The following is a 13683-nucleotide window of genomic DNA, read 5'->3' on the forward strand; positions in this document are numbered from 1 at the left end:
GTGAGACATGTCGCCAAACCCGCTGTTGTCGAAGATGTGGAAATAATGGCAGGCAGCCGATTAAGGTTCTGGCTGGGGTTCAAAGTTAGGGGCGTAAGCCTGGAGTAGGCTGCTGACCTGTGTCAGGATTTCATCACCGGAACTCTTGCCGATCGCCTGCCGTTCGGGGAAGAATTCGGGACGATCGAGATTGCGAGCGATCGCTTCACCCACTTGATGGGCAATTAAGCCTTGCAGCTCTTCTTTAGCTCGCTGGCGCTGGTAGTTTGCCCCTTCCTCGGTGGTGGCATAAAGCGGTGGGAGGCGGTTAAGGGCATAGGCGGCAATGTCCCCTAAGTCTAAGGTGCGATCGCTCGTCGCTTCGATTTCAGCCACTCTGGCGATCGCCTCAGTCAACACTAATTCTTCCATGACGTTAATAAATTGCTTCCGTGGCACTGCCACCACCTCGCCCGTCAGGAGGGCTCCCATCAGGCGATCGAGTGCCATATATTCCTCGATCGATAACTCGGACGCAGTATCACAAATTCGCCCTACCTCTGCCTCCATAGCGGGAGTCAGGTAGCCGTCCTGTAGGGCCTGTTCCACAATCTTCTCGATGCTCATAGTGTCTCTCTACTGCACGTCGCTAGTTGGTCGAATGAGTAGCCTTGCATGATCTTGCCTTAGAATTTTCACACCGGAACGACTTAATCAAAGCTTAAAAAAAAATGTTACTCGAAGCCTGCGGTTCGCCAGGGCACTGGATCAACCGATTGCCCCTGAACATACAAGCCCCAATGCAGGTGTGGTCCGGTGGAAGCGCCCGTTGAGCCCACGGTGCCAATCACCTGTCCGACGTTTACCATATCCCCTTCTTTGACGTTAATCCGGCTCAAGTGCAAAAAGATACTGAGAACTCCTTGCCCATGATCAATCCCGATCGTGTTGCCGTGGATTTTGAACCCTTGGGCTTCTCGACCCACTAGCGCTACCCGTCCCGCCGCAGGGGCAACCACGGGAGAGCCATGTCCCCCCGCATAGTCTACCCCACGATGGTAATAATCTTGAGCAAATTTACCATTGTAATATCGCCGCACTCCATAGACGGTAGTCACTTCTCCCTGGTTAGGTCGCAGAAAGGCTCCCCGCCAATATTTTTCGGGAGTCACCAATTTTTTAAACGCATCGACTAAATCAAATTCGTAATCTGTCCCATCGTCGCCTTTTCCGGGTGGCAGCCAAATGGACTGGGTGGGAAAATTGCGGTTGCGGAGGGCGACTGTGACGATCTTGGTTTCCCCCTCGCCTGTCACCTGAATTTGCAGGTTGCCCGGACGATTGAGGGGAGTGGTTGGTAGGAGTGCCCGGAACCGATTTGCCCCAATCAGGAAGGTTTGATGCGTCTGATTGCCCAGCGTTACCGTTGGAGTGGCACTGATGGCTGGATTGTCATATTCTGCAATCACCGTTAAGGTATCGCCCAACTGCGGATTGCTGGGTGTCACCTGGACTCGCAAGGCGTGAGCCGGATCGGCTACAGCGAAGGCGATCGTCGCTCCAGTCAAACTAACGAGCGTGGCTGTCCAGGATGGGATAGTTGCCGTCAGTCTGGAGAACCGCGATCGGGGTAGGGTACTTGGCTGTTTGGGCGATGGGCTGAGAGCAAATAGGCTAGTCATCGGTCATTCAACGAATTAAGTGCGGCTGGTATGGTGATCAAACAACCCTATGCGCAAGCTAGAACAGGTGGTAGGGCATCTCTTCTTATACTCTTGATCTCTTACTCTGCGATCGGGGAGTGATCCGTGAGAAACAAATCTTTCCTGTGGTTTCCTGTGATCTAAAAAACTTTGTATTCTGAAGTTTATACCCTGTAATACTTTTCTTAATATCCATAAAAAATCTGTGCAAGAAGACTTTAGGCTAATTGTTGATTTGGTATTGGTACTGGCAGCCGCTGCCGCAGGGGGCTTGTTTGCCGCCTTGCTCCGGCAACCCATCCTGTTAGGCTACTTACTGGCTGGGATGATTGTGGGGCCAACTGGGTTGGGGCTGATTAAAGAACTGATCCAAGTCGAAACCCTGGCTCAGTTTGGGGTTGCCTTTCTGTTATTTGCCTTAGGCGTTGAATTTTCCTTCTCAGAATTAAATAAGGTTAAAAAAATCAGTTTGGGTGGGGGAGCGCTGCAAATGGCGCTGACCATTCTGATCACGGCTCTTGCCGCCGTTGGCATGGGATGGGTGACTTCTCCTGCCCAAGGCGTGTTTCTGGGCGGCATTTTATCGCTGTCCTCTACGGCAGTGGTACTCAAGGGGTTGATGGAACGGAATGAGACGGGCACCCCGCATGGTCAGGTAATGTTAGGCATCTTGGTGGTACAAGACCTGGCATTGGGCTTAATGTTGGCGGTGCTGCCAGCGTTGGATAAACCGATCGAGGAAATCGGTCTAGCGGTCGGTTGGGCATTGTTGCAAACTGGCTTATTTGCTTTGGGTGCGATCGCGGCGGGCATTTGGGTGATTCCCTCCTTACTCCGGTTACTCGCTCGAACCGAAAGCCGGGAATTATTCCTGCTAGGGGTGGTGGCTCTGTGCCTGGGGATTGCGCTGCTGACCGAACACATGGGGCTGTCGATCGAAATGGGGGCATTTGTTGCCGGCCTGATGATCTCTGAAGTCGAATATGCCGACCAAACCCTGACCTATGTGGAACCATTGCGGGATATTTTTGCCTCGCTATTTTTTGCCGCGATCGGCATGTTGATTGATCCCGTGTTTCTCTGGAACAATCTGGAACTGATTCTGGGGTTGGTTGCCCTGGTGTTTGTCGGCAAGTTTTTGATTGTTACGCCTCTGGTGCGGTTGTTTCGTTATCCTCTGCGGACTGCCTTAATCACGGGGTTGGGACTGGCGCAAATTGGGGAATTTTCCTTTGTGTTAGCCAGTGAAGGGCAGTCATTAGGGTTAGTGTCTCGCCGGGTCTATCTGCTGATTCTGGGGACGACAGCAGTTACCCTGGTACTGACTCCGTTTGTGCTCCGGTTAGTGCCGCCCCTCTTGGATTGGGCAGCATCCATTCCCTGGTTGAAAGCCTATTTAGAAGGAGCCGATTTTCCGATCGCAGTATCAGAAGACCTGCCGACCCAGGGGCATGTGGTGGTCTGTGGGTATGGACGAGTCGGTCATCACATTGTCCAACTGTTACAGGATCACAGCTATCCCGTTGTGGTGATTGATCAATCGGAACGACGGATTCAAGAATTGCGCGAGGCGGGGCTGCCTTATATTTACGGGAATGCTGCCAGTTTGCATGTGTTGGAAAAGGCTGGGGTGAGTACAGCCCAGGGGATGGCGATTACCTTACCTGATCCCATGAGTAGTCGTCTCTGTGTCAAACGGGCATTGGGGCTAACTCCCGATCTGGATGTGGTGGTACGGGCAAATCAGGATAAGGATATTGAACTGCTGTACCAGCTAGGGGCGCGGGAAGTGGTGCAGCCCGACTTTGAGGCGAGTTTGGAGTTGGCATCTCACCTTCTAACGGGGATTGGGCTACCGTTGCCGGTAATTCAGCGAGAAGTCCAACAGATCCGCAGCTCGCGTTATCAGGAACTGCGATCGGATCGCCCGTCCTATCAAGTGTCACGGGAACTCAAAGCGGCGACGCAGGATATGGGCAATCGCTGGTACGCGTTGCCAGATAACTCGCCCTTAATTGGCATGACCCTGGAGGAAACTCATTTACGGCGGCTGACGGGCGTTAGTTTAATGGCAATCCAGCGATCGACGGGGGAAGAGATGGATTACCCGGATAGCAAAATCATCTTGCAGGCGGGCGATCGCTTACTCATCGTCGGGGAACCGGATGAACTGGCGGCATTTGATGAACTGGCAAAAGGGAGTGCCACCATTCCCACAGACAACGCCTCCTGTCAGTGGTTACTTGTGCCAGAGGATAGTGCCGTGGTAGGGAAAACGTTGGAAGAACTGCATATTCGCCGCCAGTTTGGGGTGTTAGTCCAGGCAATTCGGCGGGAGGGCAAATTCATTCGCTTCCCCCACGGCAAAAGTGATATTCAGGCGGGCGATCGCCTGTTACTGTGTGGTGGCTTTTATTCCCTGGCACAAGCCAGCCGGTGGATTGCGCCCCACGCGCCCAAACCCACAGCGTTAATGGCGGTGCCGATCAGCTTAAGCGAACCGATCCGGGAGCGAGTGCCGCCGGATCAAGCTACCGATTTGTAAAGGGGGAGTTACATCTTGGGTTTGAGATAGACGATTCCCTGTCGCCAGACGATCGTAGGCTGATCGTACTGATCGGTTAACGACATACAATGGGAATCTTGCCAACGGATTTTGCCCGTCAACAAGTCGCCTGTAACTAGCTTCAGTTCCACTTCTTTTTCTTCACGAATCAAATTCTGAATCTGGCGAACGCTGGGTAATCCGGTTTCTAATTCCGCTGACATCGCTTACGTCCTGTTCAACATCACTAGACTACACTGAACCAACCCTATCTCTATGGCAATCGAGTTTACAAAGTATCACGGCTTAGGTAACGACTTTATTCTGATTGATAATCGCACTGCCGCAGAGCCTTGTTTGACCCCTGAACAGGCGATTCAATTCTGCGATCGCCATTTTGGCATTGGCGCGGACGGGGTGATTTTTGCCTTGCCCGGTCAGGATGGGACGGATTACACGATGCGGATTTTTAACAGCGATGGCTCGGAACCAGAAATGTGTGGCAATGGCATTCGCTGTCTGGCTCGGTTTATTGCGGACTTAGAAGGCGTTACTGAACCGCGTTCCTACCGGATTCATACCCTGGCGGGAGTGATTACCCCCAAACTGGAAGCTGATGGGTTGGTGACGGTGGATATGGGCGAACCTCGGCTCCTGGCTGCCGAAATTCCCACAACCTTAGGTGTTGCCGATCAAAAGGTGGTTGAACACCCGCTAGAAGTGGCTGGGCAAGTGTGGCATGTCACCTGTGTCAGTATGGGCAATCCCCATTGCATTACCTTTGTGGAGGATGTCGCCGCGATTCCCCTGGAAGCGATCGGCGCTCAGTTTGAAACCCATCCGGTGTTTCCGAAGAAGACCAATACTGAGTTTATTCAAGTCGTGCGATCGGATTATTTGAAAATGCGGGTGTGGGAACGGGGGGCTGGCATTACCCTGGCGTGTGGAACGGGAGCCTGTGCCTCTCTAGTGGCGGCGGTGCTAACGGGACGCAGCGATCGGTGTGCCGCGATCGAACTACCGGGGGGCGTACTACAGATTGAATGGTCAGCCTCCGACAATCGCTTGTATATGACGGGACCGGCAGAAGCGGTATTTACAGGACAGGTTGGCTAACAACGATCGATCATGGAATTGGCTGAGGTCGTTAGCTAGGGGCGGGTTGGCTGCATGTTTGTAGGGGGCATTGGCTCAACCGTGTGCGTAACTTGCCCTGCCAGCACTCATTTTTTAAATGGATCATATTCCGCAAGTAACCGTTCTAGCTTGGCTTCATCCACCTTTGAGAGCAGTCGTCCCGCTTCGTGGATGTCCCGAGTCGTTTTCGACAGACTAATGGTTGACCCAATACTGAACAGCAACCCCATCCCGAGATAGCCTTTGACCCATTGATCAACGGGTAAGTACCAAATGCCGATCGCGGTGGCAGATAGGGAAATGATGAAGGAAGCCCAGGTTTGAATGATCCAGGCAGAGGTATGAACAGGGGTAGGAGTATCAAATTTCTTCATGGTCTGAAAACTTGTCGCTGGTTTAGCGGGCATAGAGCATTGTGATCCGGGGGGAAAGCAGCAAGGCAGAGAAAAAAGGTAGTTCGCTATCAGGTACGCGTTAGCTCAGTGCATGAATCAAAGCGTTCAACCGTTCAGCTAGTGGCTAATGAATGAAGGATGAACCTCGATCGCTAACGAGCAAGTCCTGGCAGCTAACTACCCTTCAGAAAGAGGCGCTTAAGGTGTTAAGTTGACTCTTCCTATATTTCTAGAATGCCTGATGAGATTAAGCTGATTGGCTGAATGATTGGCTGAATAATTGGCGTAGTTACTGGTGTAGCCAAATGCCAGAGCAATGTATCTCTAACCTATGGCTGGAGATAACTTTCTAGAAAGAATAGAATAGATAGCAAGATTGTGGGGTTGGCGAGGGTGGCTTGCGATGTCATTCAGCGATCGACAACTTCCTGACCTGATTGACTGATAAATCTTTTGAGTGGTTGCCCCTAGTCGGTGTTTCGCCAGGTAGGGCAACCTATACTATCTAACTGAAATTAACTTTATGACTTTATGACTTTTTAGTGCTATAAACGCCAGTGGCTGCAATGGCTTGCGGACAAAACTAATCGAGTTTCTTCTGTCCGGTGCATAGATACAGTGGTGACTGGGAAAACTAAACTAGGGCAAATTGGGATAGGAGTGAGATAGCACAGGCTGACACTCCTGGTTGCTGTTCCATTTAATATAGATTTTTCCTACCTGATTAGTTTAGAAATGGAGTCATACGTTAATTCACTATTTTTCCAACACTACTCTAGCGAACTTACCTCACACTGAATCCCTATAGGGGAGGACGCAGTGTAAAACAAAACACTAAAAACTGTTGAAAAAGCATGAATGATCACCCAGCTAGTGCGCCCAAAGCCGATATTTTGATTGTTGACGATACCCCAGAAAATCTGCGGTTACTTTCGATCGTCCTGGTGCAAGCAGGATATGGTGTTCGCAAAGCGCTAAGTGGTCACATGGCATTGATGGCAGTGCAAACGATGGTTCCTGACCTGATTTTACTGGATATCATGATGCCAGAATTGGATGGTTATGATGTCTGTAAACAGTTAAAAGCGCAACCAGAAACTGCCCAGATTCCGGTCATTTTTTTAAGTGCATTGAGTGAAGCCTTTGATAAGGTAAAAGCATTTAATATTGGTGGCTCTGATTATATTGTCAAGCCATTTCAATGTGAGGAAGTGATTATCCGAGTTGAAAACCAACTGGCTTTGAAAGCTGCCGAACGCCAAATTCACCATTTGAACTCACAATTAGAACAGCGGGTTAAAGACCGTACTAGGGAACTAGAGCTTGCCAATGCTCGCCTGCGGGAGATGGCGTTACATGACGCGTTGACGGGTTTACCAAATCGGGCTTTATTTATTGATTGTTTGCAGCAAGCAGTTGAGGCAGTGAAACATCATCCAGATCGTGTTTTTGCTGTACTGTTTTTAGATTGCGATCGGTTTAAAGTAGTCAACGATTCTCTCGGTCATCTCGTGGGGGATGAATTGTTAATCGCGATCGCCCATCGTTTGAAAAAAATCATTCATCCCGATGATGTTTTGGCTCGGTTAGAAGGCGATGAATTTGCGATTTTACTGCATGATATTTCTGATGTACTAACGCCGAGCCAGTTGGCGCAGGAAATTTTAGAGAACTTCGCTTTACCATTTCAATTAACTCGGCATGAGGTATTTATTAATGCCAGCATTGGAATTGCCTTAGGGAATAACCAATACGCTAAATCAGAAGATGTGCTCCGTGATGCCGATACGGCGATGAATCATGCTAAGGCATCTGGTAAAGCCCAATATCAAGTGTTTGATTCAGCGATGCATGATGCAGCATTGCAACTATTGCAGCTAGAAATTGACTTACGCAAAGCGATTAATCAACAGGAATTTATTGTTCACTATCAGCCGATCGTGGCGATTAGAACTGGCAAGATCTCTGGTTTTGAAGCCTTAGTCCGGTGGCTGCATCCGCAACAGGGATTGATTTCACCGGGGTTATTTATTCCAGTGGCAGAAGAAACCGGATTAATTTGCCAACTTGGGTATTACGTACTTAGGGAAGCCTGTCGGCAGCTTTGTGTCTGGCAGACCCAGAAGTTGGTGGACTATCCCTTGATCATGAGTGTCAATCTATCGACGCGACAATTTGCCCAACCTAACTTGATTGAACAGATCGATGAGATTTTACAAGAGACACAGATTAATCCTCGCTATCTCAAACTAGAGATTACTGAAAGTGCGTTGATGGATAACACTCGGACTACGGCAACTGCCCTGCAAGAGTTACGCGATCGCGGCATTCAGGTCAGTATTGATGATTTTGGTACAGGGTATTCATCCTTGAACTATTTACACCGTTTACCGGTAGATACCCTCAAAATTGATGGTTCTTTTATTAACTTAATTGATAGTGATGGTAAAAAATTGGAACTGGTACGGGCGATCGTTGGGCTAGCCTGGAACTTAGGGATGGATGTGGTAGCGGAAGGGGTAGAAACCTCTAAACAACTCTCTCAACTCAAAGCTCTGAAATGTGAATTTGCGCAAGGCTATTTCTTCTCAAAACCTCTGGAAGCGGATAAGGTCGTGAGCTTATTGGCGAGTAGTCCGCAATGGTAAACTAGCCAGAAATTAGGGGTAAAAGCTCAGTTTAATTCAGATCAATCAAAACGGTCAGGCAACTTCAAGTCTACCAATAATTGGATACCAGGTGCAGTGTGCAACGACTTCAGTTCATGACACGAACAAGTAATTTTGAAACATGATAGTTGAAGATTTAACCGAACAACCTCCTAAAGTTGATATTTTGATCGTGGATGATACTCCAGAAAATATTCGGTTTCTGGCATCTCTATTATTGGAACAGGGATATAACGTGCGAAAAGCCTTAAATGGCAATATGGCACTAACGGCTGTAAAAAGTTTGTTGCCCGATTTGGTGTTACTAGATATCACCATGCCAGAAATGGATGGTTATGAGGTATGTAAACGGCTGAAGGAAGATACGCAAACAGCAAAAGTGCCGGTGATTTTTTTAAGTGCTTTAGACAATGTTGCGGATAAGGTAAGAGCTTTTCAAAGTGGTGGTGTTGACTACATTACTAAGCCATTTCAGTTTGAAGAAGTCCTGGCAAGAATTCAAACTCAGTTAACGATCCAAACATTACAGGCACAGCTACAGGTTCAAAATGAACAATTGAAACAAGCCTTCAGCGATCTACAAAAAACCCAGGTTGAATTATTGCAAAAAGAAAAAATGGCGGCCCTAGGACAACTGGTGGCTGGAATTGCCCATGAGATTAATAATCCCATCAGTTTTATTTCCGGTAACTTAAGTCCGGCGAAAGCCTATATCAATGATTTACTGCATATTATTGAACTGTATCAGCAGGAGTACCCGAACCCCAGTCCAACGCTGCAAACGGCGATCGCAGAGGCGGATCTGGACTTTTTAGTCACCGATCTAGAGAAGCTAATGGGGTCAATGAAAACCGGAGTTGAACGGATCCGGAGTGTGATTCTGGCATTACGCATCTTCTCCCGGTTGGATGAATCCGATGTGAAATTGGTTGATCTGCATGAGGGCATTGATAGTGTGTTGTTACTGTTGGAGCATCGGCTGAATTCAGCGGAACACCTAGCGATTCAGGTAATTAAGGAGTACGGGGTATTGCCGTCAGTTACCTGTTATGCCAGTCAGATCAATCAGGTTTTTCTCAACATTCTCAATAATGCGATCGAAGCCTTAGAAGCGGCTATCAAAGCTAATAAATTTACGCCAGAGGCATCCGGTTCTCAGACTGGGGAGTTGCCGACAATTTGGGTGAAGACTGAAGTAACAGCAGCTAATACTGTCTTAGTGCGTATTCAAGATAATGGATTAGGCATTCCGGATAACTTGAAATCACACCTATTTGAACCCTTTTTCACCACCAAACCGATCGGGCAAGGCATGGGCTTAGGGCTACTCACCAGTTACCAAATTGTCACAGACAAACATAAAGGTCATTTGACCTACGAATCGGTGGCGGGGCAAGGCACTGAGTTTGTCGTTGAAATTCCTGTAGCGGCGATCGTCGTGACCTAGATGCCACAATGGCTGACAGGATGGCAGGCTCAACGGATAGTGGCTAAGCATGGAAAATACGCTGAAAGCATCGGAGCAGGGATTAGCCATTGTCGATCAGGCTCGCAAGCGTAAGGGGTGGAATCGCCAATCGATTGCCTGGTCGCAGTTAGCCCTGACAACGGTTTCTTGCTTAAAGCAATTTTGGCGAGGTGAGCGCATTCAACGGGATACCTTTATTCGCCTGTGTCAGGTGGTGGGGATTCCCGATTGGCAGACGATCGCGGATTTGCCTACCGATGGTCTGGCAGTTGAGCTGGCAATTCCTGAGCCGGATGCCGCCCTGCCTTATATGCAGGATTGGGGAGAAGCGCCCGAACCAGCGTTTTTCTGTGGACGCAGGCTTGAACTCCAAACCCTCTGGGACTGGATGGGGCAAGAGCGGTGCAAACTGGTTGCCTTGCTCGGCATGGGGGGGATAGGTAAAACCACTCTGTCGGTGCAATTAGTCGAGCAGTTGCTGGATCCTGTTGTGGCGGCTGCACCGCATCCTACATCCAGCGGATTTCAGGCAATGGTCTGGCGATCGTTACGCAATGCTCCGCCATTAGAGGGCTTGCTTGCCGATGTCATCCCATCGTTATCCCGTCAGTCGTCAGTGATTTTACCCGATCGACTCGATCTCCAGGTAGCGTTACTGCTCCATTGTTTGCGGGAGCAGCGATGTTTACTGGTGCTGGACAATCTGGAATCCATTTTGCAGGAGAGTAGCCATCCGGCAACGCTGGCAGCAGGAGTGGGGGATGCCTCAGGACGGTATCGGGCTGGATACGAGAATTATGGTGAGTTACTGCGGCGGTTAGGCGAAGAGCGGCATCAAAGTTGTGTGTTTCTGACCAGTCGGGAATTACCACCCGAGGTGGCCCTGTTGGAAAGTGAACGGGTACGAGTATTGCGTCTGACAGGGTTAACGATCGCGGAAGGGCATCAGGTCTTGCAACGAACGGGGATGCTTCCCTTGTCTGAGCCCCAGTGTGCTGCGATCGTCTCCCATTATGCGGGGAATCCCCTTGCCCTCAAAATCGTGGCGGCGGGGATTCGAGGGTTGCTAAACAATGATGTGGTGCAGTTCCTCGATCTCTTACAGCAGGGTAAGTTTACCTTTTCCGATATTCATGATTTATTAGAGCGGCACTTTAATCGCCTTTCTGGATTAGAGCAGGAGGTAATGTACTGGTTAGCGATCGAGCGGCAACCGATCACGATCAACACTCTGCAAGCCGATCTTTTGTTGCCCGACTCCTACACCAAATTGCCGGAAACTCTGTCATCCCTGAATCGGCGATCGTTGTTAGAAGTCACTGCCACCGGGTATACCCTCCAACCCGTTGTGATGGAATACACCACCAATCGCTTGATCCAGCAGATTGAACAGGAGTTATTGACTCAGGAGCCAAATTTATTTAACCGTCATGCGCTATTAAAAGCCCAAAGCCAGGACTATATCCGCGAGGCGCAGACCTGTTTCATTTTGGAACCCTTAGTGCAACGGCTACAAATGGCATACCGCGATCAGGAGAGTCTGGTCTGTCACCTCACTCAACTGCTCGATCAGCATCGTGGTCAACCTGTCCGGCAAACCGGCTATCTGGCAGGTAACCTGCTGAATTTATGCAGTTATTTACAGGTTGATTTGAGTGGTTATGACTGTTCCCATCTCCCAATTTGGCAGGCAAACCTACGGGGAGTTAGCCTGAACCAGGTCAACTTTAGCCATGCCGATCTATCTACCTCCGCGTTTACCGAAACCTTTGGCAGTGTGGTTTCCCTGGCGTTTAGTCCCGATGGCACCATACTGGCAACCAGTGATAATCAAGGCTGGTTTTATCTCTGGCAAATCTCGACGGGGCAGCAATTACGGGCTGTCCATGCCCATCAAGACTGGATCTTTTCGATCGCCTTTCATCCCACGGGGGATTGCTTAATCACAGGCAGTTTAGACTGTTCCCTCAAAGTTTGGCAGGTCGCCAGTGGTGACTGTCTCCGCACAATCCAGGTGCATCGGGGAGGGGTGGCAACCGTGGCATTCAGTCCGGATGGGCAATGGCTTGCTAGTGGGAGTAGCGATCGCACCATTACCCTGATGCACTCGCAGACGGGCAAACTCCGCCACACGTTAACTGGACATACCGATATTATCCGAGCGATCGCCTGGTATCCCGATAGTCGGCGGCTGGCAAGTGTCGGCTTTGATCACACCATCAAGATCTGGGATGTCACTACTGGAGCCTGTTGGCGCACCTGGCAGGATACCTGTGCCCTCTTGACGATCGCGGTAATTCCCCAGCCAGCCGATCGCATCCTTTTGGCAACGGGGGGAGATGATGGTCGGGTGAAACTCTGGGATGGTGAGACAGGGGAATGTTTGGCACACCTCAACCACCATCAAGCGACCGTCTGGAGTTTAGCCGTTAGTCCGGATGGACAAACGTTGGCCAGTGCGGGGGATGACCCCTATATCTGTCTTTGGGATTTAATCAGCTATCAGGTCAGTCGTACCCTTCAGGGACACCAGGGACGGATCTGGACGATCGCCTACACCCCTGCCGTAACCGATCCAGACAGGATGGTGCTGGCCAGTGGGAGCGAAGATAAAATGCTGCGATTTTGGCATCCCGAAGATGGGCATTGTCTGCGAACGCTTCAGGGCTACCACAACGCCACATTTCCGATCGGCTTTCTGCCCTTGTCGATCGTTCCTGCCCCTGGTCAATTGTTGACCCTCAGTGATGATCACCAGATTCGGTGCTGGGATTTAACGACTGGCGATTGCCTGAAACCCTGTTCTTTTGCCATTCCAGGGGCAATGCAGGCGGCCCTCAGTCCCAATGGTTGTCTGTTAGCCAGTGCTGGGTTGGATAACACCGTCAAACTCTGGCAGCTTGAACAGCGCAAGTGTTTAGCCACCTTATGGGGGCATACTGCCTGGGTTAGAGCAGTAGTCTTCAGTCCGGCAGGTGAGTGGCTAGCCAGCGCCAGTGGGGATCAAACCATTCGCCTATGGCAGGTGGAGACGGGGGATTGTTTAGCCGTGTTGGAGGGGCATACCAATCCCGTCCAAGCTTTATGCTTCAGCCCAGATGGTCGCACGATCGCCAGTAGTAGTTGGGATCAAACAATCAAACTTTGGCAGGTGGAAACGGGTTCATGCCTTCACACCTTCATAGGACATACCAATCGCTTAACAGCCGCCACCTTTAGCCCTGATGGTCAGGTGTTAATCAGTGCCAGTCAGGATCAGACCATTCGCTTTTGGCAGGTGCAGACCGGGGTATGTTTCCGAGTGCTGACTGCCCATCAAGCGGGTGTGGTGTCGATCGCCCTGCATCCCCAAGGAGAATTACTGGTCAGTGCCAGTTTAGATGGAACGGTACGCTGCTGGTCAGTCAGTCGGGGGGAGTGTCTGTGGCAGATCCCGTTGCGGATTAGCTACAACAATACGGTGTTATTTAGCCCGGATGGCGGTTGGCTCAGTATTGGAAGTCAGGATGGGTTCTGTCTCCTGGTAGATGGACACACCGGAGAGTGTCACGTTAGTCTGCAAGTGCTACGTCCTTACGAGGGTATGATTTTGACGGGTGCTACTGGTCTGACAGACGCTCAATGGTTAACGCTAAAGCGGTTGGGCGCGATCGAGTAGTGGGTGTGTTCTGCCTGTTTGAAGAAAGTATGAGGAGATGCGGATTTCTGTGCTGAACTTCATAAAGGCTCGATAAAATTTACGTAGGGATCACGATCGCTTGCTTCAGGGAATCACAGACATCAATTA

Annotated in this window: 9 protein-coding genes; 5 read left to right on the forward strand and 4 right to left on the reverse strand. The window is 50.1% G+C overall.

The genetic code is table 11. From position 1 onward, the window contains the following. Positions 1-60: 60 nt before the first annotated feature. Together ACN4EK_RS11680 and ACN4EK_RS11685 are read right to left on the reverse strand one after the other, a co-directional pair. Positions 61-606, reverse strand: coding sequence for a late competence development ComFB family protein (locus tag ACN4EK_RS11680; protein WP_431658052.1), 546 nt, complete (start codon positions 604-606; stop codon positions 61-63). A gap of 107 nt (positions 607-713) precedes the next feature. Beyond that, a complete protein-coding gene (locus ACN4EK_RS11685; RefSeq protein WP_431658053.1) occupies positions 714-1661 on the reverse strand; it encodes a M23 family metallopeptidase in 948 nt (315 codons plus the stop codon). A gap of 226 nt (positions 1662-1887) precedes the next feature. Here ACN4EK_RS11685 and ACN4EK_RS11690 point away from each other — a divergent pair, with 226 nt between their 5' ends. After that, the gene (locus ACN4EK_RS11690) at positions 1888-4227 is read left to right on the forward strand and encodes a cation:proton antiporter domain-containing protein (RefSeq protein ID WP_431658054.1); all 2340 of its coding nucleotides are present in this window, start codon (positions 1888-1890) and stop codon (positions 4225-4227) included. An 8-nt stretch (positions 4228-4235) separates the two neighbouring features. Here the strand turns inward: ACN4EK_RS11690 and ACN4EK_RS11695 are convergent, their stop codons facing one another. Continuing rightward, positions 4236-4451, reverse strand: coding sequence for an Hfq-related RNA-binding protein (locus ACN4EK_RS11695; protein ID WP_431658055.1), 216 nt, complete (start codon positions 4449-4451; stop codon positions 4236-4238). Positions 4452-4503: 52 nt separating this feature from the next. Here ACN4EK_RS11695 and dapF point away from each other — a divergent pair, with 52 nt between their 5' ends. Continuing rightward, the gene (gene dapF, locus ACN4EK_RS11700; protein ID WP_431658056.1) at positions 4504-5343 is read left to right on the forward strand and encodes a diaminopimelate epimerase; all 840 of its coding nucleotides are present in this window, start codon (positions 4504-4506) and stop codon (positions 5341-5343) included. 107 nt (positions 5344-5450) lie between these two features. On the opposite strand, the gene ACN4EK_RS11705 is transcribed toward dapF, so the two are convergent. Continuing rightward, positions 5451-5771: a YiaA/YiaB family inner membrane protein gene (locus ACN4EK_RS11705; protein WP_431658057.1), complete on the reverse strand. Its 321-nt coding sequence runs from the start codon at positions 5769-5771 to the stop codon at positions 5451-5453. An 842-nt stretch (positions 5772-6613) separates the two neighbouring features. Here ACN4EK_RS11705 and ACN4EK_RS11710 point away from each other — a divergent pair. From ACN4EK_RS11710 to ACN4EK_RS11720, 3 genes are all read left to right on the forward strand, one after another. Beyond that, positions 6614-8407, forward strand: a complete 1794-nt coding sequence (locus ACN4EK_RS11710; RefSeq protein ID WP_431658058.1) for a two-component system response regulator — start codon at positions 6614-6616, stop codon at positions 8405-8407. A gap of 142 nt (positions 8408-8549) precedes the next feature. Continuing rightward, positions 8550-9875, forward strand: coding sequence for a sensor histidine kinase (locus tag ACN4EK_RS11715; RefSeq protein ID WP_431658059.1), 1326 nt, complete (start codon positions 8550-8552; stop codon positions 9873-9875). Between the two features lie 49 nt (positions 9876-9924). Continuing rightward, positions 9925-13554, forward strand: coding sequence for an NB-ARC domain-containing protein (locus ACN4EK_RS11720; RefSeq protein WP_431658061.1), 3630 nt, complete (start codon positions 9925-9927; stop codon positions 13552-13554). Positions 13555-13683 lie beyond the last annotated feature (129 nt).

The sequence above is a fragment of the Pantanalinema rosaneae CENA516 genome (genome assembly GCF_050753385.1).
Lineage (GTDB): Bacteria > Cyanobacteriota > Cyanobacteriia > Leptolyngbyales > Leptolyngbyaceae > Pantanalinema > Pantanalinema rosaneae.